The sequence below is a fragment of the Salipiger bermudensis genome (assembly GCF_019801965.1).
GTDB lineage: Bacteria > Pseudomonadota > Alphaproteobacteria > Rhodobacterales > Rhodobacteraceae > Salipiger > Salipiger bermudensis_A.
Window position 1 is genome coordinate 13,098 of the sequence record NZ_JAHVIA010000002.1, and the last position, 21,892, is coordinate 34,989.

At 70.0% G+C, this 21,892-nt stretch carries 17 protein-coding genes; all 17 read right to left on the reverse strand.

The annotated features are described in order from the left end of the window. Position 1: 1 nt before the first annotated feature. On the reverse strand, positions 2 to 730 hold the full coding sequence (locus tag KUV62_RS03970; protein WP_222602394.1) for a PP2C family protein-serine/threonine phosphatase: 729 nt from the start codon (positions 728 to 730) through the stop codon (positions 2 to 4). Further along, positions 727 to 1,422 (reverse strand): type VI secretion system-associated protein TagF, encoded by a 696-nt coding sequence (tagF, locus tag KUV62_RS03975; protein WP_222602395.1) that lies wholly within the window; start codon positions 1,420 to 1,422, stop codon positions 727 to 729. Before tagF ends, KUV62_RS03970 begins: the two co-directional genes overlap by 4 nt. Then, positions 1,422 to 4,997, reverse strand: a complete 3,576-nt coding sequence (tssM, locus tag KUV62_RS03980; protein ID WP_222602396.1) for a type VI secretion system membrane subunit TssM — start codon at positions 4,995 to 4,997, stop codon at positions 1,422 to 1,424. Before tssM ends, tagF begins: the two co-directional genes overlap by 1 nt. 3 nt (positions 4,998 to 5,000) lie before the next feature. Next, positions 5,001 to 6,413 (reverse strand): type VI secretion system protein TssL, long form, encoded by a 1,413-nt coding sequence (gene tssL, locus KUV62_RS03985; protein WP_222602397.1) that lies wholly within the window; start codon positions 6,411 to 6,413, stop codon positions 5,001 to 5,003. Positions 6,414 to 6,439: 26 nt separating this feature from the next. After that, positions 6,440 to 7,774, reverse strand: a complete 1,335-nt coding sequence (tssK, locus tag KUV62_RS03990) for a type VI secretion system baseplate subunit TssK (protein WP_222602398.1) — start codon at positions 7,772 to 7,774, stop codon at positions 6,440 to 6,442. 35 nt (positions 7,775 to 7,809) lie between these two features. Continuing rightward, positions 7,810 to 8,253 (reverse strand): type VI secretion system lipoprotein TssJ, encoded by a 444-nt coding sequence (gene tssJ / locus KUV62_RS03995; protein ID WP_222602399.1) that lies wholly within the window; start codon positions 8,251 to 8,253, stop codon positions 7,810 to 7,812. 11 nt (positions 8,254 to 8,264) lie between these two features. Beyond that, positions 8,265 to 9,653 (reverse strand): type VI secretion system-associated FHA domain protein TagH, encoded by a 1,389-nt coding sequence (tagH, locus tag KUV62_RS04000; RefSeq protein ID WP_222602400.1) that lies wholly within the window; start codon positions 9,651 to 9,653, stop codon positions 8,265 to 8,267. Between the two features lie 3 nt (positions 9,654 to 9,656). Then, positions 9,657 to 9,947, reverse strand: a complete 291-nt coding sequence (locus KUV62_RS04005; protein ID WP_222602401.1) for a PAAR domain-containing protein — start codon at positions 9,945 to 9,947, stop codon at positions 9,657 to 9,659. Next, entirely contained in the window at positions 9,944 to 10,558 is a 615-nt protein-coding gene (locus tag KUV62_RS04010; RefSeq protein WP_222602402.1) for a DUF6931 family protein, read from the reverse strand. Before KUV62_RS04010 ends, KUV62_RS04005 begins: the two co-directional genes overlap by 4 nt. Before the next feature lies 1 nt (position 10,559). Continuing rightward, positions 10,560 to 12,686 carry a type VI secretion system Vgr family protein gene (locus KUV62_RS04015; RefSeq protein WP_222602403.1) on the reverse strand — a complete coding sequence of 709 codons (2,127 nt, stop codon included), beginning with the start codon at positions 12,684 to 12,686 and terminating at the stop codon, positions 10,560 to 10,562. Positions 12,687 to 12,691: 5 nt separating this feature from the next. Next, positions 12,692 to 12,988 (reverse strand): hypothetical protein, encoded by a 297-nt coding sequence (locus tag KUV62_RS04020; RefSeq protein ID WP_222602404.1) that lies wholly within the window; start codon positions 12,986 to 12,988, stop codon positions 12,692 to 12,694. Next, entirely contained in the window at positions 12,988 to 14,952 is a 1,965-nt protein-coding gene (locus KUV62_RS04025) for a type VI secretion system contractile sheath domain-containing protein (protein ID WP_222602405.1), read from the reverse strand. The genes KUV62_RS04020 and KUV62_RS04025 overlap by 1 nt, the downstream gene beginning before the upstream one ends. Before the next feature lie 184 nt (positions 14,953 to 15,136). Further along, positions 15,137 to 17,848: a type VI secretion system ATPase TssH gene (gene tssH, locus KUV62_RS04030; protein WP_222602406.1), complete on the reverse strand. Its 2,712-nt coding sequence runs from the start codon at positions 17,846 to 17,848 to the stop codon at positions 15,137 to 15,139. 43 nt (positions 17,849 to 17,891) lie between these two features. After that, a complete protein-coding gene (gene tssG, locus KUV62_RS04035) occupies positions 17,892 to 18,911 on the reverse strand; it encodes a type VI secretion system baseplate subunit TssG (RefSeq protein WP_222602407.1) in 1,020 nt (339 codons plus the stop codon). Next, complete coding sequence (gene tssF / locus KUV62_RS04040; RefSeq protein ID WP_222602408.1) at positions 18,875 to 20,749, reverse strand: type VI secretion system baseplate subunit TssF; 1,875 nt, start codon at positions 20,747 to 20,749, stop codon at positions 18,875 to 18,877. The genes tssG and tssF overlap by 37 nt, the downstream gene beginning before the upstream one ends. 5 nt (positions 20,750 to 20,754) lie before the next feature. Then, the gene (gene tssE / locus KUV62_RS04045) at positions 20,755 to 21,252 is read right to left on the reverse strand and encodes a type VI secretion system baseplate subunit TssE (RefSeq protein WP_222602409.1); all 498 of its coding nucleotides are present in this window, start codon (positions 21,250 to 21,252) and stop codon (positions 20,755 to 20,757) included. Positions 21,253 to 21,324: 72 nt separating this feature from the next. Beyond that, on the reverse strand, positions 21,325 to 21,858 hold the full coding sequence (locus KUV62_RS04050; protein ID WP_222602410.1) for a type VI secretion system tube protein Hcp: 534 nt from the start codon (positions 21,856 to 21,858) through the stop codon (positions 21,325 to 21,327). Positions 21,859 to 21,892: the final 34 nt, after the last annotated feature.

The window sequence follows — 21,892 nt, forward strand, 5'->3', positions numbered from 1 at the left end:
CTCAGGCCTCCACCAGGATCAGGGACACGTTGTCGGTGCCGCCGCCGTCGAGCGCGGTCTGCAACAGGATTTCTCCGGCCCGCGCCAGCGCCACGCCGTCGACCTGCCGGCGCAGCGTCTCGGCGCTTGCGTATCTGGTCAGCCCGTCCGAGCACAAAAGGAAGCGGTCGCCGGGGCGCACATCGCCGCGGCGCTTGTCGGGCGCGAGCGTCTCTCCGACGCCCACGGCGCGGGTGATCTGGTTTGAATGGGGATGGTGCTCGGCTTCGTCCCAGTCGAGATGGCCCTGCTCGACCAGCTCTCCAACCACCGAGTGATCGGCGCTGATCATCTCGATCTGGCCGTCGCGCAGACGGTAGAGCCGGCTGTCCCCGGCCCAGAGGCACATGAAATGGCCCTCGGCGACGACCAGAAGCACGACCGTGGCGCCAATGGGGCCCTGTCCGAGCCGCATTCCCTCGGCGCGGATGGCGGCATGGGCGCGGTGCAGCGCGTCGCGGGCGGCGCGCGGGATCTGTTCGGGGGCCAGATCGCCGGGCAGTGCTTCGAGCGCAGCGATGACGGTCTGGCTGGCATAGTCGCCCGCCGCGTGCCCGCCCATGCCGTCCGAGACGACCCAGAGGCCGAGCTCGGGGCGGGCGAGGACGGCGTCCTCGTTGATCTCGCGCAGGTGCCCGGTATGGGTCAGGGCGCAATGGTTCAGGGCGGGGGCCCTGGTGCTGCGGATCATGTCGGCGCCCTCTCGGATGCGGTGGCCTGCGGCAGGCGTCGGCCCCAGACCGGGGCGTCGATGTCGAAGATCGCCGCGGCCTGCGCGCGTCCGCCGGGCAGGTCCGGCAGCACCAGGAGCCGCGAGGCCCCATTATGCCCGGACTGCCAGAGGCCGACTGGATCGCGGGCGGCTAGGGCGGCGAGCGCGATATCCGGGCCGCTGCAGCCGACCAGCGCTGTGGCGTCCCCGACGCGCACCTGAGAGGCGGGCCGCGCGGGCAAGGGCACCGGCACGGCGGCAAGCGCCGCGTCGAGATCGGTGGGCGTGGCGCCGTCCTCCAGCATCATCAGCGCCGCCGCCTCTAGCGACTCGACCAGCGGCGCAAGGGCGCAGAACGCCTGCCAGGCGCTGCCCTCGAGCTCGCAGGCCAGGCAGAGCGGAAACTGCCGGCCAACCCGGTCGACACTGGGCATCATGATCCCGGCGCTGGCCCGGGCGCCGAGCACGCCCGGAGAGATCGCGAAGCGCCAGATCGGGGCGCCGTGATAGCAGCCCTGCCAGCGCGGCCCGAGCGCCTCGCGCCCGTCCAGCAGAAGCGCCTGCATGGCCGCGTCCCACGCGCCGACGAACCCGGGGGAAAGACCCGCGCGCAGGAAATCCCCGCGGCACGGCGCCTTGCCGTAATAGCCGTATGTGCCTGCCTTCCCCATCACAGAGAGGCCGGGCAGGAGAAGCTCGACAGCGCCGAGACGGTGAACGGGTTCAGTGCCGAGCCCGCACGCAGCTGGAAGATCGCGATGCGGCCGCCGAGGTTGAAGATCACCCGGTTGCGGTCGGAGACGTTGGTGCGGCGCAGCTCGGCGGTGTCGAGCAGGCGGAACCACGCCCAGGGCCCGTCGGCCTGGATGGCGTTCTCGCGGTCGGGGCTGTTCGGGGCAAAGCGCACCCGTGTGCGGCCGCCCTGTCCGGGCCATGTCATCGGGGTGACCTGCGGAGGGCCGTGGGCATAGATCAGGCTCTCTCCCTCGACCTCGAGCGTCACCCGCTCGACATTGGGATCAAGCGCCACCGGCGTCACATCGAAGGTGATCGAGGGCTGGCCCGGGGCGAGGAAGAAGCTGTCCTGGATCTCCGAGGCGCGCTGGAACTGCGCCACCACCGCCTCGGAGATGCCGAGCTCGACGCCATTCACGCGCTTCAGCCGCCACGGGTTGGTGGTCTGGTCGACAAACGGCGCGAGGTTCTCTTCGAAGAACGTGTCGATGAGCCCCTGCGGCGCGAAGAGCCGGGAGAAATCCTGCAGCGTCACGTCGGCCTGCGCCTGCCGGGTAAACGGGTAGCGGCCCTCGATGGTCTGGCGGCAGACCGGCAGCACCTGCGCCTGCCACTTGGCGTTGAGCTCGGCCCGCGCCCCGCCCACGGCGGCGCCCGAGGAGCCCTCGACCACCTGCGCCGCCCAGCGTTGGAGCGGGTTCGGAAGCCGCGCTAGCCCGGCCTGAAGCTCCGCCGCCGCGCCGGCGCCCTGGCCCGCGATGGCGGTGCCGGTGCTCTGGCCCAGCGACAGGCGGTTGAGATCGCCGAACACCGCGTTCATCTGCGCGATCACCTCGTCGAGCTGCGACGGCGCGCCCTCGAAGCGGGCGGTGAGATCGTGCAGCGGGCGGAAGCGCTCCTCGACGAACTGGCCGGGCTGACGCGCGTCGCCGGTCTCCTTCGGCGCCACCGAAGCCAGCGCCTCTGCGATGGCGGAGCCTTGCGAGTCGAGCGCCGAGAGCACCTCGCCCTGCACGAAGCCCAGTGCCGCGCCGGCGGCGTCCTCGGCAAGCTGGGCGCTCTCGGGCAGCTCGGTGAGCCGGGTCTCGTCGGAGACCGCCTCGAGGATGTTGCGGATTGGCGAGGCGGGGCCGGAGAGGATGTTGATCACCTCCGTCGCCTGCCCGAGGCTCTCCATCGGCAGGATGTCGAGATCGCCCAAGAGCTGGTCGTAGCGGGTGACGTAATCGTTCTCGTAGAGCGCCAGCACGTCACGGCCCAGCCGGTCGAGCACCGCCGGCGTCACCTCCTCGGCGCGGTCGCCGAGCACAAGGTTCTCGAAGCGCGCCCGCTCGGCCACCCGCGTCAGCTCGGGCAGCACGTAGCCATAGAAGCCGTCGCGGGTGAACACGCCCTCGACCCCGGCGCTGAGTGGCTTGCCCGAGGGCCGCAGGATCACCCGCGACACCGCCGGCCCGCCGACTTCGGTGATGCGGAACGGATCGAGCGCGCGGGCGGCGGGGGCGGTGATGATGCCCTGGTAGAGGCGCTCGGCCAGCGGGGTCTCGGCCAGCAGGCCCTGGATCTGCGCGACCAGCGGGCCGTTGAGGGCGATCTCCTGCATCGGCTGCGACAGCATGGCCGTGAGATGGACCATCAGGTCCTCCTGCAGCGCCGGATCGTTCGGGAAGGCGAGCCCCCACTCGATCTCCATCCACTGGGTGACAGTGTCCTCGTCCATCTGCCCCTGCAGGCCCAGCATCAGGTAGACCTTGAGCGCCTCGAAGAGCAGCTCGGGGTCGTTGAGGCTGGCCTGCATCTGGGTCTCGAGCCGCAGCAGCAGGCGCGGCAGCAGCAGGGTGTTGAGCGCGCCGCGATAGCTCTGGGCGCTCTCGGTGCCGATGGCGTCACCCTGGTAGAGCCCGAAGGTCAGCTCCACCGGCGGCTCGGGATCGCTGGCCGAGGGATTGCCCGGCAGCTCGCGCAGGATGTTGAGCGCCGGCACCACCGAAGGCAGGTCGGCATCGCCCACCCGGTCGCGCGGGATGTCGGCAGTCAGGTCACGGAAGCTGTCGAGCCGGGTGCTGGCCTCGGCGACGAGCTGACGGTTGCCGAGGAAGCTGTTCGACAGCACCGCTGCAGTGCCACCGAAGAGAAGCACGCTGGCCGCCACCGCCCCGGCCCGCACGAGACGATAGCGCCGCTCGACCGCGTCATTCGCCGAGACCAGTCCGGATTCGCGGAAAATCACGCCGTTCAGCAGCCGCGTCAGGAAGAAGCTTCGCCCCTGTCCCTTGCCGCTTCCGATGGCCTGGCGGCCAATGCCGAAGGTGCGCGCCATGCCCATCATCAGCCGGTCGATCGGGGTGCCTTCCTGGGTGCCGGAGGTGAAATAGATCCCGCGCAGGAGCTGGCCGTCCTCGAAGCGGCTCTCCTGGAAGATGTCGCCGAGGAAGCTCTCGGCGACGCCGCGCAGCGAGGCGACCTGCGCCGGGAAGCCGGCGATCAGGCTGCGGCGCTGGTAATCGGTCTCGGCCTGCATGCGCTCGAGGCTGCGGTTCGAGAGCTGCGCCAAGAGCCCGTCGAACTCGGCCCCGAAGCCCGCCAGCGGATCGCCTACGGCCTTCTTCTCGTGCGGCAGGGTAAAGCCCCAGACCTGCTCGCGCTCCTCGCTGCCGAGCGTGTCGAAATACTCTTGGAAGCCGGCGATCAGGTCGGCCTTGGTGAACAGCACATAGACTGGGAAGCGGACGCCCAGCCGCCCGCGCAGCTCGCGCAGGCGGGTGCGCACCGCTTTCGCGTGGGCGCGGCGCTCCTGCTCGTCCTGAAGCGAAAGATCCGAGAGGCTGATCGCCACGATGGCGCCGTTGATCGGCTGGCGGCGGCGGTGCTTCCTGAGCATGTCGAGAAAGCCGCCCCAGGCCTGGCTGTCGGCCTCGGCATCGCTGTCCTGCGTGGTGTAGCGCCCGGCGGTGTCGAGCAGCACCGCCTCGTTGGTGAACCACCAGTCGCAGTTGCGGGTGCCGCCGATGCCGCCGATGGCACCCTTGCCGAGATGGTCGGCGAGCGGAAATTTCAGCCCTGAATTGACGATCGCGGTGGTCTTGCCGGCGCCCGGCGGGCCGATCACGATATACCAAGGCAGCTGGTAGAGATGGCGTGCACCGAAGCGCCCGCCGAGCTTTGATTTGCGCAGCATCACGAGCGCCTCGCCCATGCGCCCGCGCAGCTCGGCCAGCTCGGCCTCGACGGCGGTATCGCGGGCATCGCTGGCGGCGGCGCTGTCGGTGATCGCCTCGGTCATCGCCTGCTCGCGGGCGCGGCGGCGCAGCAGCAGGATCAGGATCGCGATGGTGGTGGCGGCGGCGATGCCCGCCAGCGCGATCAGCCGGTTCGACTGACGGTCGAAGGGCCGCAGATTGCCGATCGAGACCAGAGGTCCGAGATACCATGTGGCGGCGGCCAGCGCGAGGCCGAACAGGATCACAACGCCGATCGGGCTGAAGATCTTGGAGAGGAGTCTACGGGTCATGGGTCAGCCTGCCTTCACGAGAATGACTTCGATGCGACGGTTCTTGGCGCGCCCCTCGGGCGTGTCGTTGGGGGCGATGGGCTCGCGGTCGGCGCGGCCCTCGGCGCTGATGCGTGTGCTGTCGACCAGCGTCTGCGAGATCCGATTCATGACGAACTGCGCCCGCGCCAGCGACAGCGCGAGGTTCGAGGGGAAGCGCGCGGTGTTGATCGGGATATTGTCGGAATGGCCGGCGACGATGATCTGCCCGCCTTCCTCGTTGAGTGCGCCGGCGACGCGGTCGACCACCTCGGCAAAGCGCGGCTCGAGCGTGTCGGAGGCCGGGGCGAACATGTTGGCCCCCGAGATCTGCACCGTGAGCGTGTTGCCGGCGCTCTCCACCGTCACCAGCCCCTCGTCGATCTCGGGCTGCAGGAAGGCCGAGACGGTCTCGACCGTCTCCACCTCGCGCGGGGCGGGCGGCGCCGGGGGTGGCGGCGGGGCCGGACGGTCGAGCTCAACCGGCCCGGTCACGTCGAGCGCGGCGATCTGGCCCCTCAGCGCCTCGGTCGAGCCGTTGAGCGCGAAGGAGAAGCCGGCAAAGGCGGCGCAGACCCCGAAGAGCGTCAGTCCGCCCGCCAGCCAGGCCGGTGTCCAGGCCGAGAGCAGGCGGTGCGCCACCTCGACGCCCCGCCAGCGCGGCGAGAGATCGCGCTCGGCCTGTCCGCGATGGCTGCGGATCAGCCGCGCCAGCCCGTCGCGGATGGCGAGATGCTTCTCGGCGCCGCGCGGCTCGACCCGGAGCCGGCCCTCGAAGCCGAGGCTGAGGCACATGTAGAGGAATTCCAGCAGGTCGCGATTGGCGGCGGGGGCCGCCTCGAGCCGCGACAGCAGGTCGTAGAACCGGTCGCCGCCATGGGTCTCCTTGTGGAAGGTGCCGACCATGCTGCGCTGGGCCCAGACGCTGCGCCCGCCCCAGGGCGTGTTGAGCACCACGTCGTCGATGGTGGCGCAGATGGCATAGCGCGCCACCCGCACGGTCTGGGCCGGAACGCCGGCCTTGAGGGCGGCGTCCTCGAAGCTGCGGATCTCGGCGATGACGCTCTCGCGCAGCGCCGCCGGGTCCGAGTGCTGCGCCCGGTTGCGGATCCGCGCCACCAGCGAGAACAGCGTGGAGGCGGCGGCGTTGAGCGGGTTCATCCCGGTCGCCGCCGCGCCCACCGCCACGGCGGGGGGCTGCGGGACCGCTGAAAGCGCTGGGCGTTGCGGCGCTGGCGTTGCGGCGGGCATCGGCGGCGGGGCCGGCGGCATCTCTGCCTGCGCGCCCTGCGGCGGCGGCATGTGCGGCGGCACCGCGGGGCGGCGTCCGCCGGGATTGGGGCGCACAATGGTCTTCTCGGTGTCCGAGGGTTCGGCGAAGGGGTCGTCGCGGGTCATGACATCGCTCCTCAACGGGGGCCGCCTCAGCGGATCGCCCAAAGTTCCATTTCAAGGTCGGGGAAGTCGCCGGAGACATGCACGGCCAGGCCGCCAGAGCTGGCCATCTGCTTCCAGTAGGCGCTGTCGCGGTCGAGCTCGAAATAGACCACGCCCGAATGGTAGGGCACCTGACGCGGCGCCACCGGCAGCGGCCGCATCCCGATCCCCGGAAGCGCCGAGTTGACCAGCTGCCGTATCTCCTCGACCGGGCCCATCTTGGCCTGGGTCGGGAAGTGGCGGCGCACGTTCTCGGGCGGCACCGCGGCCTTGGCGGCGAGCACGAAATTGGCCGAGCCGAGCAGCCGCTTGTCCGAGATCATCGCCACCGAGACGCCATACTTGCGCGGCTCGATCGGGATCGCCACGGCGGTCTGCTCGAGCACCGCGCTGAGATACTGGCGCAGGGCGCGGAACACCGGCTGGAAGACGTTGGTTAGGTCGTCATGGGCGTAGGCCGGGAACTCCGGCGCGCGCTTTTCCGGCGTCATCAGCGTGGAAAGCTCACCGGCAAGCGCGGTGAGGCTCTGGAAGATCGCCTGCGGATGGGCGTTGCGCAGGGTCATCAGGTGGCGGATCTGCGGCAGGGTGCGGTTCACGCACATCAGCAGCAGGAAATCCGAGATCTCGGCCACGCCCTTGGCGGCGCCGGTCTGGGTCAGCCGCCCGGCCAGCGCCTCGGCCCGGTGGCTCAGCAGGCCCTCGAGCTCGCGCAGGAAATCGTGCAGCGGCGCGCCGGCGCGGGCATCGAGCGCCGAGGGGATGAAGGCCCGGTCGAGCACCACCTCGCGGTCGGGGCGGACCTCGATGATGCGCGCCACCGGGATCACCAGCTGGTCCGACAGGTCATCGAGATCGAGCGCCAGCGTCATCCGCAGCTTGCCCACCGCCATCTGCACCGCGCGCCGGTCGCGGCCCATGCTGTCGGTGACCTCGATCTCCTCGGGCCTGTAGCGCGCCGCCGATTGCTCCGCGCCGCTCAGATCGACCTCCGCCGCGCCATGGCGGCGCGCCGGGATCGCGAGATAGACCACCGTGTTCTTCGCGCTCTCTGGCACGTCGAGCGCCGGCGGCAAAGCATCGGCCTCGGGCACCCGGAAGGCGGCGCCGTCGGGGGTGAGGCCGGAGCAGGATTTCACCGCCAGCTTGCCCAGCTTCAACAGCTCCTGGTCGAGCGACAGCTCGGTCACGCCCCAGCCATAGGGGGTGAGCGCACCCGCCACCCCGGAGACCAGCGCTTCGACATAGCGGTCGTGCTGCTGGAAGTGATGCGGCTGGAGGAACATCCCCTCCTGCCAGACGACCTTGTTTTCCCAGGACACGGTGGTGATCCTTCCTTGCGTTGCGGGGGCCGCGATCAGCGGATCGAGACGGTGTTGGCGCCGATGCTGACGCTGACGGCGTTGGGGCTGTCGGGGATCAGCGCGCGGCTGGCGAGGAAGCGGCTGCCGTCGATGTCGCGGAAGGCCGCGACCACGCCGATGGCGCCGGGTGCTTGCGCGAAGCTGCGGCTGTCGCTGACGCTGCGGCCGGGGGCGAGCTGGAAGTCGTCGACCGCCACGAGATCGGAGCCCAGTGTCGCCTCGGGCTCGTTGAACAGCGCGAAGAAATCGCCCGAGCGGAAGCTGGCGTCGGAGGTGAGGTAGTAGACCTTCACCTGCGTCGGCAGGCCGCCGTTCATCTCTGCCGAGGCAGAGATGTTGAGCGCCACGCCGGTGCTCGGCGGCTCGGGGTTGGAGATGCAGCCCGAGAGCGTGACCGAGAGGAAGAACGCGGCGATGAGGGAGAAGAGCTTGAACATGGGGAGTCCTTTCAGAGTTTGCGGAGTTGGTCCTGGTAGGCGCGGGCGAATTCGCGTCCGAAGGTCGACTGGAAGTCATCTTCGGTTTCGCGGGCGATCTGGGCGTACATTTTCTCGTAGGCCTCCCAGTAGCGGGCCTTCTTTCCGCCCAGCAGACCGCCGAGCGAGCTGCCCTGCTCGATGCGCGAGGCGAGCTGGTCGGGGCCGAGCCGGGCCAGAAGCGCCTTCAGCGCCGCCTCCATGCCCGCCATCATCGCGACCTCGTGGGCGCGGATGTCGCCCAGCGCCTCGTGGGTGGCCACCTCGGCATCGAGATAGCCGCGCACGGTGGGGCGGATCATCGCCTCGACCGCCTGCTCGGGGGAGATCGAGAACTTCAGGGGGTTGTTGCCGCCGTTGTTGATCATCGTGCGGTCCATCCGCATCTCGCTCTTGATCGCGGCGCGGGTCATCAGGATCTCGCGCATGCCGGCGGTCATGGCGGCAAAGACGCGGCCGAGCCGGGCCATGGTCTCGGGCGTCTCGGCCTCGGGAATGGCGAGATGGGGGGCGCCGGCACCCTCGAGGAAGGCGCGCAGGGCGGCGTCGGAGGCGGTGGGGGCAGGCGGGACGGGCGCGGCAGACGGCGGCGGGGCCGGCTGAGGCGCGGGTGCAGGAGGTGGCGCGGGTTGCATGGGTGCCGCGGGTTCGGCAGCCGGCTTTGGCGCGGCCTCGGGCAGGGGCGCTGCGGGCGGCTCGGGGGCAAAGAGATCGTCCCAATCGTCGGGGATCTGGCCCGGCTGCACCTCCGGCGCGGTGAAGGCGTCCTGCGCGGCGGGGCTGTGATCGGGCGCGCTGGCGCCGAGGGCGGGCCAGGCCTCGGGCGGCGTGTCGCCCGCGGGCAGCGGATCGGCGGCGAAGGGATCCTTGGGGATCGCGGCGCGCTGGGCCGAGGGCTCGGCAGGGGCACCCAGGAGCGCATCGAGGAAATCGTCGTCCGAGCCGCCGAGCGGATCGTGCGAAACCGCCTCGGCGGTCGGGGCCTGCGCCGGCAGCAGCAGGCTGTCCCCGGCGGGCGGCAGCGGGGCGTCCGGGGCACTCGATGCGCCGGCGATCTCGACCACCAGCTCGAAGCTGCCGATCTGGATCACGTCGCCATGGCTCAGCGGCGCGGGAATGTCGCCGATGTGCTCGCCGGCGTAGTTGAGGAAGGTCCCATTGGTGCTCAGGTCTCGCAGCACGTAGTCGCCGCCGCGCTCCTCCAGCACGCAATGGCGCTTCGACAGCGTCCGGTCGGGATCGGGCAGCGAGAGGTCGTTCTCCGCGCCGCGCCCGACGGTCAGCGCGCCGTCGGTCATCTCGATGCGGTCGCGCCCGTCGGGCAGCGGGCCGGAGCTTGTCAGTCGCAGACACAGGGACATCGCTTATCCTCCCACCAGAACCGTCGGGCAGCCCATCACCACCGCGCCGCCATGGGCGCAGGTGTCCGAGAGCCGCGCCTGCGGCTTCTTGCCGGTGAGCACCTTGGTCGAGCCCTTGGCGATCATGTCCGGCGGGCCGACGCAGACCGCCATGGCGGTCGCGGTGGCGGCGGGCAGCTTGCCGATCAGCACCGTCGGGCAGGGCACCACGATGGGCCCGCCCACATGCGGGATGATGCCGGTGACCATCGGGCAGACATGCGTGTCGGTGACGCGGACGGCGGGCAGGGTCATGGCGTGCCCTCCGCCTGAGCGGGCAGCGCGCCGTTGCCGCCGCGGGCGATGTCGAGCGCGCGGGCCAGCAGTTCGGGGCCGCGCTGCTCGACCTTGTCGTCGTCGTGGTAGAGCGCGGTCAGCGCCATGCCGAAGGCCGCCCCGCCGACCGCGCCCGGAGGGGCGGCGTAATCTTCGAGCTCGCCCGGGCCGAGCGTGCCGTCGGCCATCGAGGCTGCCATGGCGCAGAGCGCGGTCTCGTCCTCGTTGCCTGCAGCGTCCAGCGCGGCGCGGGCGGCGGCGCGGGTCTCGGTCCCGGGCTTGAAGACCCAGGCCTCGGCGGCACGGAGCGGCGCGGGCATCGACGTGCCTTCGGGAACCGTCTCGCGCGCGGCGAGGCAGGCAAACCACGTGGCCTCGCGCGGGGGCAGGGCGTGGCAGAGGAGCAGCAGCATGTCGAGCAGCGCGGCCTTGGCCTCGAGCGCCGCCAGCATCTCGGGCACCGTGGCCGAAGCCGGCAGGTCGAGCGGCGTCTGCAGCACCGCGTTACCGGCGGCGAGCAGCTTCGCGGCGGGGGCCTCGGGCAGCTTGCGCAGACCGGCGAAGCGGTCGGTATGATCGGGGGCGCTCATGTCAGTTGATCATCGTGAGGGCGCCCTTGGCGAGGAGCAGCCCGGAGGATTTCAGTTGCGTCATGCCGCCGCCCTCGAGCTTCAGCATCCCGGCGCCCTTCAGCGCCGCCTGTCCCTTGGCCTCCATCTTGAGCTGGCCGCCGGCGGTGAACTTGCCCGTCGCGCTGGCCTTCACCTCGACCTGCGCCGAGGAGACGGTGATCTTGGAGGGCGTCATCTCGATCTTCGAGCCGCCGCAGGTCAGGACGATCTTAGACCTGGCCGAGATCTCGAGCGCCGCGCCCACGTCGATCCTATAGCCCTTGCCGATGTCGTCGGTCTTGCCGCCCCTGACGTCGAGCGACTGATCGCCCGCGACGCTCAGCGCATCGTCGGCCCCCACCTTGGTGGCGCGCGCCTTGGCGATCTCGACGCTCTCCTTGCCCTTGGCGACGGTGAAGGCGTGGTCGCCCTCGCGGATGGTCTCGGTCTTGTCGCCGTGGATGGTCTGGGTGAAGGTGCCGCCCGTCTTGTGCTCGAGCCCGACGGTGATCTCGGCGTTGTTCTTGATGATCTGCCGGAAATCACGCTCGGACTGCAGGCGGACGAACTCGGCATCCTTCTTGTCCTCGAAGATCAGCTCGCTGAAACCGCCGCCGCCCTTCGAGCTGTTGGTCTTCAGCCCCGTCTGGGTCTGGTTGCCGGGCAGGGCATAGGGCGGATCGGTGTCGCCGTTATAGACCATGCCGGTGATCAGCGGGCGGTCGAGATCGCCCTCCTCGAACTGCACCACGACCTCCTGGCCGATGCGCGGCACGCCGACCATGCCCCAGCCCTTGCCGCTCCACGGCACCGCCGTGCGGATCCAGCATGAGGCGCTGTCGTCGGCGCGGCCCTCGCGGTCCCAGTGGAACTGCACCTTCACCCGGCCATAGCGGTCGGTCCAGATCTCCTCGCCCTTCTTGCCGACCACGACGGCGGTCTGCACGCCGGGATGCTCGGGGCGCGGGGTGACCTGCGGTGCGCGGAAGGCGGCCTTGATGGGCTGCACCTCGAAGAGGCAGCGATAGGTGTCGGGGCTGGTTTTGCGGTCGAAGGCCAGCAGCGGGCCGAGGATCGCCTCGACCATCTCGCGGTCTTCGATATCGGCGTCGATCTGCAGCTGATGGCGGGCCGAGATCACCAGATACTCGGCATTCTCGGACTTGCGCGGGTGCAGCTTGAGCTTGAACTTTGCGCCCGCACCCATCTGGCGCACGTTGCACGCGCCGGTGGCGCGCTGGGCCTGCGCCGCAAGCCCCTCGACGCGGACCCGGGCGTGATGTTCGCCGGTGCGGGTGTCGCTATGACGGCCGGGATAGTCGTAGAGCTCATAGCTCTTGAAGGCGTGCTTGCCCACCGGCAGCGCCTTGACGGTCCGAAGGTCCGACCTGGGCTTCTCGAAATCGTAATCCTGCAGCGTGACGCGGCCAGTCTGGATGCTCTCGCCGCCGCGCCAGTCGAAGACGTGATCGTCGCGGCGGCGGTACTCGGGGGCGCGGAAGTGGAAATCGATCTCGGCATGGTCCTCGACCGCGCGGTGGGCGCTGGCTTCGTCGGCGAGGATCAGCACCTCCTTCGATTTCTCGTGATCGTGGTAGTAGTAGATGCCTTCCTCCTCCATCAGCCGGCTGAGGAAGTCGAAATCGCTCTCGCGATACTGCACGCAGTAGCCGCGCTTGGGATAGGCATGCTTGGTGCGGTCGCGGAAATCCGAGAAGCCGTGCTGTGAGAACACCTCCTTGATCACGTCGATGACGGATTTGTCCTGGAAGATCCGGCAATTGGCGCTGCGGGTCAGGAACCACAGCCAGGGCCGCACGGTGGCGCGGAAATAGCCGCGCCCGGCATGGGAGCCGAGATATTCGGCGCCGGTGCAGCGGCCCTGGAAATAGCGGATCTTGTCCTTGGGGGCGTCGATCTCGAGCGGTAGGCGCTCGCCCACCAGCTTTTGTAGGTCGAGGTCGATGTCCGGGGACATGAACTCGATGGTGGTCTCGGTGAGGCGGCTCAGACCCTCGTCGACCTGCGCCCGCATCAGGAAGCCCTTGAGCTTGCCGGGGAGCTTGAGCCGGACCTGCCGGCCCTCGAGAACGGTGTCCTGTGCCATGTCGCTCAGCCCTCCTCCGGCAGCGTCATCACCTTGAGCTGGCCGTCGCGCTCGAGCCGCGCCACGATGGCGGGGTGGATGGCCCAGAGCGCGCCGGTCTCGAGCCCCTCGGGCAGCAGCGCGTCGAGCGCGTCCATCGAGGGCAGGCTCAGGCAGCGCACCGGGGTCGGGTAACCGTCGGTGCTGGTGAGCAGGGCGTCGAGATGGGCCTCGCCGTCGATCAGCCAGCAGGCATTGCCGATCCGGGCGAGCAGGATGCCGCTTTCGCCGCCGGGGCCGTCATGAGGAAGATCGTCGCGCATCACAGGTCCTCCAGCATGGCCGCGAGGGCCGGGTCGATGTCTGCGTCGTCCTCGGCGGGGGTGTCGTCGCCGAAGGCGGCCAGCATGTCGTCGAGATCGCTGTCATCGAAATCGGGCAGGGCGGCGTCGCCGTCGCCGTCGCAGTCAGGCATGTCGGAGCTTCCGAAATCGGCGAAGGCATCGTCGCCGTCGAAGTCTGGCAGGTCGCCCGCATCGAACTCGGGCGCTGCGTCATCCTCACCGAAATCGGGAAAGGCGGTCTCGCCCATGTCGGGCAGGCCGTCCTCTTCTCCGAACGCGGCCAACGGATCGTCGTCGCTCGCCCCCGAGTTGTCTCGGGCGCTCGCGGTGGCGGGTTTGGCCCCGGCCGGCGGCTTCCCGAAGCCTACGCTGGTCTCGTGGCCGCCTTTTGCCTTGCCCGACGCCAGCGCCCAGGGGCCGGCGAGCATGTCGCCGCCGAGCGCCTGGAACGAGCCCTGGCGGACCTCGTTGCGGCCCTTGATCGACAGGAGCGGCATGAAGCCACGCGCGACAACCTCTGCCATGCTGCACGTGGTGAGCAGCCGCTCGGTGCAGGGCAGGGCGACCTGGTCGCCATGGGCGTCGGTCATCACGTGCACCGGCATGTCGCCGAGCGACATGATCTCGCCCAGCCGCATGTTCTTGCCGGACTTCGCCACGCTCGCCGCCAGCAGGGTGGCCGAGAGCACCGCCGGGTTGGCCCAGAGCATGCCGTGCAGCCCTTCGCGCAGGCTGAATTCCTCGAAATCGAAGGGCTCGATCGGATCGGTGCGGCGCCCATAGGGGGCGCGCAAGAGAAAGCGCGGCGCGGCGATGCCGAGATTGCGCGCCTCGGGCAGGGCGCGAAGGGCGTCCCAGCTCTCGGCCACCAGCGGGTGGCGATCCTGCTTGGGCGTATCGAGGAAGCGCGGCGAGATCGCTGTCACGAAGGGGGCGTTCATCCACGCCGCGATCTTGCCCATGCGGGCGAGCAGCGCCGCGTGGGGCGGGGTTTCCTCGAGCGTGTAGAGCCCGAAAACCGCCGAGATCGGACCCTGCTGGGCGTCGAGCCGGGGCGCTTCGGCGAGCATGCGGAACAGGCCGCTCTCGGCGAGATCCTCCTGCGCCGAGAGATCGGCGGCCCATTCCTCGGCCGAGACGTCGTAGAGCACGATCTCGAGCTTCGGCCCGGTCTCGACGCGGCGGGCGAGAAAGTCGAGCGCGCGCCAGCTGGCTTCGACCGCCTGGAAATCGGGGTGGTGCAGGATGGCGCGCATGGCATCGGACAGCGCGGCGTCGATGGCGGCGAGCATGGCGGGTTGCGCCGGGTCGGGGGCGGCCTGCACATGCGGGCCAACGATGCGGGCGATCAGCGCCTCGGCGGCGTCGCTGTCATGGGCGAAAGCCGGGCTGTCGCCGAGCAGCGCCTGAAAGTCGCTCAGACGGCGGTCGGCGGGCACCGCGCTGCCCTTGGCGCGGGGACGGCTGGCGGGCATCGGCTGGCCATGTTCTTCAGCCCAGCCGTGAAGCTCGGCCAAGGCACGGCTGTCGCCACGGGCGACGCGCTGGCGCAGATCATCGAGCTCCTCGAACAGCGCGACATTGTCGTAGAGCTCATCGGGATGCAGGTCGTCGATCTCGCGCAGGGGGACCTCGACGGCGGCGCCGTCGCGCCCGATCGGCAGGGTGAGGGTAGTGGCGAACCCGGCGATCACCGCGTCGAGCCGGTCGACATCGAAGCGGATCGGGCGGCGGCGGGCGAGATCGTCGCCGATGGCAAGCGTGCCCCGGCTGGCGCGGCCGGAAAAATCGCCGAGAATGGCGATGCGGAAGCGCTCGCGCGGGGCGTCGAGATCCTCGGGCCGCTCGGCATCAAGGCATCCGAAGGGCAGGGCGGTGTACTGCGCAAGGCCGGTCTCGGAGGCCGGTTCCGGCTCGACGATGGTCTGATCGCTGTTCGGCATGGGGCGCGTTCTCGGCTTTTGGGGGCTGGCCGGGCGGGCTGCCGCGACCGTTCTCACCCCGTTAGTGCCGGGAGCGCGCCGGAGGGTTCGCGACTCTGGAGAAAAAAATCGCCACGGTTGGACGCCAGACAGCAGGAAGCCGCCCCGCGCGGCTGGCGGGGCGGACGCGCGGGGCGGTTGCGCCTCAGCCGAAGGCGTAGGTGAACTCTGTGCCCTCCACGTCGACCGAGACGTGACCGACCCTGCGGCCCTCCATCATCCGGGTGAGGAACTCGGTCGAGATCTCGGGCAGCATGGTGTTGGTGACGATGGCGTCGATCATCCGACCGCCGCTCTCGAGCTCCTGACAGCGCGACACGATGGTCTCGACCACGGCGTCGGAATAGCGGAACGGCACGTCATAGGTCGCGGCGACGCGTTTCTCGATGCGGCCAAGCTGGAGCCGGGTGATCTCGGCGATCATGTCGGGGGCGAGCGGATAGTAGGGGATCGTCACCATGCGTCCCAGAAGCGCCGCCGGAAAGACCCGGAGCAGCGGCGCGCGTAGCGCCTTGGCGATGGCCTGGGGCTCGGGGCGCGGGTCGGGGCGCGCGCAGAGCTTCATGATCGCCTCGGAGCCGACATTCGAGGTCAGCAGGATCAGCGTGTTGCGGAAATCGATCATCCGCCCCTCGCCATCCTCCATCACGCCCTTGTCGAAGACCTGGAAGAACATCTCGTGCACGTCCGGGTGGGCCTTCTCGACCTCGTCGAGCAGTACGACCGAATAGGGCCTGCGCCGCACCGCTTCGGTCAGCACGCCGCCCTCGCCATAGCCGACATAGCCCGGAGGCGCGCCCTTCAGGCTGGAGACGGTGTGAGCCTCCTGGTACTCGGACATGTTGATGGTGATGACGTTCTGCTCGCCGCCATAGAGCGTCTCGGCCAGCGCCAGCGCGGTCTCGGTCTTGCCGACGCCGGAGGTGCCGGCGAGCAGGAAGACACCCACCGGCTTCGACGGGTTGTCGAGCCCGGCGCGCGAGGCCTTCACGCGCTTGGCGATCATCTCCATGGCGTGATCCTGCCCGATCACCCGCTTGGAGAGATGCGAGGCGAGGGTGAGCACGGTGCGAATCTCGTCCTTGACCATGCGGCCCACCGGGATGCCGGTCCAGTCCGCCACCACCGAGCCCACCGCCTGCGCATCGACGATTGGCAGCATCAGCGGCGCCTCGCCCTGAAGCGCGGTTAGCTCGGCCTGTTTCGCGTGTAGCTCGCGGAGCACCGCTTCGCGCTCTGTCCCCGAGAGCAGTGCATCGGCCTCGGGCGGGCATATGGCGGGAGGCTCTGCGGTACTGCCGGGCGTGGCCTCGGGGGGCGTGTCGACCGGCTGGGCCCCCTCGCGCAGCCGCGCACGCAGGTCGAGGATGTCGGTGACCAGCGCCTTCTCGGCCTGCCAGCGCCCGGTGATCTCTGCGAGGCGCGCGGTCTCTTCGCCAAGCGCGGCACGGGCGCGGGCCTCTCGGTCGCCGATCTCGGCCCCGGCGCTGGCATCGCGGGCGATGATGGCAAGCTCGGTCTCGAGCGCATCGATGCGGCGCTGGGCGTCGTCGACCGGGGCGGGCACCGCGTGCAGGCTGATCGCCACGCGGGCGCAGGCGGTGTCGAGCACACTCACCGACTTGTCTGGCAGCTGGCGCGCCGGGATGTAGCGGGCGGAGAGCGTCACCGCTGCCTCGAGCGCCTCGTCGAGGATCTGCACCCCGTGGTGGCGTTCGAGCATCGAGGCCACGCCGCGCATCATCAGCACCGAGCGGGCCTCGTCGGGCTCGGCGACCTGGACGACCTGGAAGCGGCGGGTGAGGGCGGGGTCCTTCTCGATGTGCTTCTTGTACTCGGCCCAGGTGGTGGCGCCGATGGTGCGCAGGGTGCCGCGGGCCAGCGCGGGCTTGAGCAGGTTGGCGGCGTCGCCGGTGCCCGCCGCGCCGCCGGCGCCGACCAGCGTGTGGGTCTCGTCGACGAACATCACGATCGGCACCGGGCTCGCCTGCACTTCGTCGATCACCCCGCGGAGGCGGGTTTCGAACTCGCCCTTCATCGAGGCGCCAGCCTGCAAGAGGCCGACGTCGAGAGACAGCAGCCGTGCCTCGCGCAGGGCAGGGGGCACGTCGCCGCGGGCGATGCGCAGGGCGAAGCCCTCGACCACCGCGGTCTTGCCGACCCCCGCCTCTCCGGTGAGGATCGGGTTGTTCTGGCGCCGGCGCATCAGCACGTCGACGATCTGGCGGATCTCCTCGTCGCGGCCGACGATCGGGTCGATCTCGCCGGCGCGGGCCTTCTCGGTGAGATCGGTGCAGAACTGCGCCATCGCCGCGCCGCCGCCGAGCTGCGCGGGGGTGCCCTCTTCGGATCGCTCCGGCGCAGGCGCCGTCGCCGCCTCCTCGGGAGAGCCCGCGAGCAGATCATTGAAACGCTCGGAGAGGGCATCGGCACCGATCTTGCGGAACTCGGGCGAGATCGCCTGCAGCACGTTGCGCAGCCGCGGCGTCTTGACGATGCCGAGCACGAGGTGCCCGGTGCGCACTTGCGTCGCGTTGAACAGCAGCGAGGCATAGACCCAGGCGCGCTCGACCGTTTCCTCGAGATGCGGCGACAGGTCGGAGACGGCGGTCGCCCCGCGCGGCAATGCGTCGAGCGCACGCACCAGATCGGCGGCGACGCGGCCCGGGTCGAGGTCGAATCCGTCGATCAGGCGGTGCAGATCGCTGTCCTGCCCCTGCAGGATCTGGTGCAGCCAATGCGCCAGTTCGACATAAGGGTTGCCCCGCATCTTGCAGAACACGGTGGCGCTTTCGATGCTCTGATAGGCCAGCTTGTTGAGCTTGCCGAACAGGGCCACGCGGCTGATTTCGGTCATCGGTTCGTCCTTCTTGGTGTCTTGCGACGTGTCGGGGCGCGGCTCAGGGCAGGGCCCGCTGCGGCGCGGTGAGGGAGAGATCACAGGCGTCGTTGGCGGGGCGCTGGCCGATCCAGCTGGTCAGGCCGAGCCGGGCGCTGCCGCCGAGCGCCGTGGGCGGGACCTCTTCGGCGCGCAGCACCAGAGTGGCCTCCCAGTCGAGCGTGTCGCCGGTATAGGCGCGGATCAGCGCGGCGAGCCGCTTGAGGCTCTGGCCGCCGGGCAGCAGGCGGCGGTAGTCCTCGAGCGAGAGCGGCTCGATGCGGAGCCTGAACTTGGCCTCGCGCGACCAGACCTTCTCGCCGAGGCTGGCACTCTGGCCGAGTACCGCGCCCCCGAGCGTGCCGCGATCCTGCGGTTCGAGATGCAGCCAGGAGCCCACGAAGCTCTCGATCTCGACCTCGGCCCCAAGGAACCGGCGCAGGATGGCGGCGAGCCCGGCCTCGCTGCGCGGCGCGGCGCCGAGCAGCCCGGCGAAGTGGCGCCGGGCGCTGTCGGGCATGGCATCGCGGCAGTCGAAGGCCTCGCCCGAGACGCCGGCCAGCGCGTCGAGCTTCTCGCCGAACGGGTCGTCGTCGGGGCGGTCGAAGGAGGGCGCGGGCTCGGCGCTGGCCCAGGCGCGGTAGAACAGCGAGATCATGCGGTGGTGCAGCATGTCGGCAAAGCCGACAAACGCGCCGTCGCCATTGTTGCGCTGCCGGTCGCGGGCGTATTCCGTCAGGTGCAGCGGCAGCGCGCCATGCGGGCCGAAGAGGCCAAAGGCCTGCTGGGTGAGGCGGTCGCGCCCGGTGGTCTCGTCCGGGCCGAAGCCGGTGACCGTGGAGCGCGGGAAGGCCAGTTCCGGCGCCTGTCCGAGCCGCACCTGATCCTCTGCCGGACGCCGCGAGCGCCCGAGCCGGGGCCTCTCGGGATGCGCCGCCTCGATGAGGCGCAGCGCCTGGAACAGGTGATGGGCCTGCGGGGCCTCCCTGAGCGCATCAAGGCGGCTCAGATCAGCACCCGGCGGCCGCTTCTCGGCATCCATCGCGTGATGTCTCCCCGTTGCTGTGAGTGAATGACGGTCTCGGTGAAGCTGTTGAGCGAGACATACTTGGCGAAGAATGCCTCGAGCACCGCGCCCAGCAGGTAGCAGCCGGTGCCCTCGAAGAAGCTCTCGTCGAAGCCCACCCGCAGCTCGAGCCCGCGCACCGCGGTCGAGAGCACCCCGTCGGCCATGCGCCGCACGATGGGGCGCGAGGCGACCGAGACCAGCCCTTCGAGCTGCGCCGCCATCGAGGGATCGCCGAGCGGGGCATAGAGCCCCACCAGCTCGCGCAGGGCCGCCGCTCCGGTGCCGCGATCGGCATCGGCGATGGAGAGGTAGTTGAGGCTCAGGTGGCTGATCAGCTGCCAGGCGCGCTGCCCCTCGGCGAGGCTCTGGCGCGGGCGGGTCGGCGGCACGATGGCGCGGATCTCGGTCACCGGGCCGCCATCGGGGAGAAAGAAATCGGTGCTGCCGGCGCCGATCGGGGTCAGCAGCGGCAGGTCGCGGTTGGTGCAGAGCGCGATGACCGCGAGCTGCTCGATGCGGCCCGGGTAGGGCGCCTGCGACCGGTCGGCGAGCGACAGGTAGAGATCGCTGCCGAGATAGGAGGTGCGCTGACCCTTGAGGCGCTGCTTTTCCGAGCGCTGCCGCATCCGGCGGCGGATGCTGTAATAGGCGCTCTGCCGGTCGCCGAAGGGGGTGAAATCCTCGGCGCTGTAGAACGGGCGGAAGGTCACGTCGTCGGCATCGTCCCCGGCGATCCCGGTGACGCTGTCGAGGCGGTAGATCTCGTAATCGAGCGGCGCGGTGCGGTCGGGGATGACGTGATGGTCGATCTCGCGGCCCGAGACCGGCACCCGGTCGCAGCGCTTGGGGAAGAGGTTGATCGCGGGGACGGCGTGCAGGTCGAAGCTCGATGGCGTGATCGATTTCAGCGCCGGGTTGCCCTCGGAGAGCAGGATGTAGAGGTCGAGATCGCTGCCCTCGGTGCGCCGGATGGCCGGGTGTAGGCCGCAGAGGTCGATGAAGAAGAAGCGCTGCGGCATGGCGAAGTATTCCTGCAGCAGCCGGTAGCCTTCGAAAGATTGCCCCGGCACCGGCAGCAGCGCCTCTTCGGGATCGAAGCCGCGTGGGCGGATGTCGTGCCCGAGCGGGAGGGACCAATCGGCGCGGCGGTCGGTGGAGCGCCCGGCGAGCGCCACGCCCTGGCCCAGAATGGACTCGTAGAGCCGCCACGGCTCGGCCCCGGCGCCAGCGAGGAACAGCGTGAGCTTGTCGAGCGGCAGCGCCGAGAGCGGCGCGCCGCCGCTGCGCGCCAGCCGCAGGCGCAGCGCCGCCTTGGCCTGGTTGCCGGTGCCCAGCCCCGCCGCCACCAGCTCGGAGCGGCCCTCGACATACTCGGCCTCGGTGATCTCCACCGGCCAGAGCGTCGCGTCCTGCGCGGTGGTGAAGCGGCAGGCGGTCTGCTCGCCCTCGAGCACCTGCCCGCGCATCAGCGTGCCGCGCGGCAGGGTGAAGCCCTCGGACAGCCCGCCCTGCGCGGTGTCGGGCCGGAGCCGCGCCACCATCATCGAGGGCGTCGGCGCGAGGAAATGCGGGTAGACGATCTCGAGCAGGTTCTGGGTGAAGGCGGGGTATTGCTGCTCGAGCTCGAGCTGCACCCGTGCGGCCATGAAGGCGCTGCCCTCGAGCAGCCGCTCGACGTAAGGGTCCATGACCTCGAGCTGGTCCATGCCGAGCCGTGAGGCGATCTTGGGATAGGCTTCGGCAAACTCGGCGCCCATCTCGCGGAGATAGCCGAGCTCGGCCTCGTAATGGCGCAGGAGGCGGGAATCCATCTTCGCTACCCCTGCCGGCTGACGCTGACGTCGCCGGTCGACATGTCGAGCGCGGTGCGAAGATAGAGATCGACCGGCAGCGGCTCGGCCCAGAGATCGCCGCGGATGTCGAAGGAGACGATGGCGCCCGAGCGGGCACGCTCCTGCCGGACCACGATCTCGAGGCTGTGGGGCAGGATGCGCGGCTCGAAGCGCTCGATGGCGCTGCGGATCGCCTGCCGCAGGGTCTCGGCGCGGCGGCGGGTCTCGTTGCGGCCCGACGCGGCAGGCAGGCCGTAATTCAGAACCGAGCGGGCGACTTGCGGATACGCCTCGAGATCGTGCTCGGCCTCGAGATTGGCGCAGTTCAGCAGCCAGGCGAGATCGCGCTGGAGGATCTGGCGCAGGCGGGTGACGTCGATCATCCGGTGCGCGGCGGTGTCGGTGGCGCGGTCGGGCGCCTCGTCGGTGAGCCGGTCGAGCAGCGAGGGCTGCAGGCGTTCGGCCAGCATGCGGTCGGCCATGGCCGGTCTCCTTGGGGGGATGGATGAGGGGGCGAAGGTCCGGGCGCGACGGGCACGCGCCCGGACGAACGGTCAGACCACGTAGTCGGCCTTGTTCTTGACCTGGCTGAACTTGGTCTCGCCCTGGTCGCCGGAGGCCTTGGTGAGCTTGCCGGTCTTGTCCTGCTTGTAATACTCGACCTTGATGGCGCCGTAGTTGAAGATAACGGTCTCGTTGCAATTGTCGTCGCCGTCGGAGCCTTCCCAGGTCATGTCCTTCACCATGACCAGCTTGAAGTGGAACTTCATGAAGGTGGAGCCCGAGGCGCTGGTGGAACCGCCGGAGCGGCGCAGCTCGATGATCGCCTCGTCGAAATGGGTGCCGTTGCACAGCGTGCTGAACAGGCCGCAGGAGGCGGTGTCGGTGGATTTCGAGACCTCGAAATCCTTGAACCAGGCCTTGCCCGCGCCGCCGCCGCCGGTGGCGGAGCCGATGTTGATGTTGTTCTCGGCACCGAAGTTGAAGGAGACGATCTCGAAGGCCTTCTTTGCGGCCATCGCCTCGTCATGGGTTTCGCCCTGCACCCGGGATTGGCCGGGGAAGTACATGTAAGCGTCGAACGCCATTGGAGTGTCCTTTCGTCAGTCTGGTTGGACGGTG

Coding starts and splice junctions, on each gene's coding strand:
- KUV62_RS04050 (WP_222602410.1), bottom strand. CDS start 21,858: ATGGCGTTCGACGCTTACATGTACTTCCCCGGCCAATCCCGGGTGCAG.
- KUV62_RS04025 (WP_222602405.1), bottom strand. CDS start 14,952: ATGCCGAACAGCGATCAGACCATCGTCGAGCCGGAACCGGCCTCCGAG.
- tssL (WP_222602397.1), bottom strand. CDS start 6,413: ATGACCCGCGACGACCCCTTCGCCGAACCCTCGGACACCGAGAAGACC.
- tssH (WP_222602406.1), bottom strand. CDS start 17,848: ATGACCGAAATCAGCCGCGTGGCCCTGTTCGGCAAGCTCAACAAGCTG.
- tssF (WP_222602408.1), bottom strand. CDS start 20,749: ATGGATTCCCGCCTCCTGCGCCATTACGAGGCCGAGCTCGGCTATCTC.
- tagF (WP_222602395.1), bottom strand. CDS start 1,422: ATGGGGAAGGCAGGCACATACGGCTATTACGGCAAGGCGCCGTGCCGC.
- tssG (WP_222602407.1), bottom strand. CDS start 18,911: ATGGATGCCGAGAAGCGGCCGCCGGGTGCTGATCTGAGCCGCCTTGAT.
- tagH (WP_222602400.1), bottom strand. CDS start 9,653: ATGTCCCTGTGTCTGCGACTGACAAGCTCCGGCCCGCTGCCCGACGGG.
- tssM (WP_222602396.1), bottom strand. CDS start 4,997: ATGACCCGTAGACTCCTCTCCAAGATCTTCAGCCCGATCGGCGTTGTG.
- tssE (WP_222602409.1), bottom strand. CDS start 21,252: ATGGCCGACCGCATGCTGGCCGAACGCCTGCAGCCCTCGCTGCTCGAC.
- KUV62_RS03970 (WP_222602394.1), bottom strand. CDS start 730: ATGATCCGCAGCACCAGGGCCCCCGCCCTGAACCATTGCGCCCTGACC.
- KUV62_RS04010 (WP_222602402.1), bottom strand. CDS start 10,558: ATGAGCGCCCCCGATCATACCGACCGCTTCGCCGGTCTGCGCAAGCTG.
- tssJ (WP_222602399.1), bottom strand. CDS start 8,253: ATGTTCAAGCTCTTCTCCCTCATCGCCGCGTTCTTCCTCTCGGTCACG.
- KUV62_RS04020 (WP_222602404.1), bottom strand. CDS start 12,988: ATGCGCGACGATCTTCCTCATGACGGCCCCGGCGGCGAAAGCGGCATC.
- KUV62_RS04005 (WP_222602401.1), bottom strand. CDS start 9,947: ATGACCCTGCCCGCCGTCCGCGTCACCGACACGCATGTCTGCCCGATG.
- KUV62_RS04015 (WP_222602403.1), bottom strand. CDS start 12,686: ATGGCACAGGACACCGTTCTCGAGGGCCGGCAGGTCCGGCTCAAGCTC.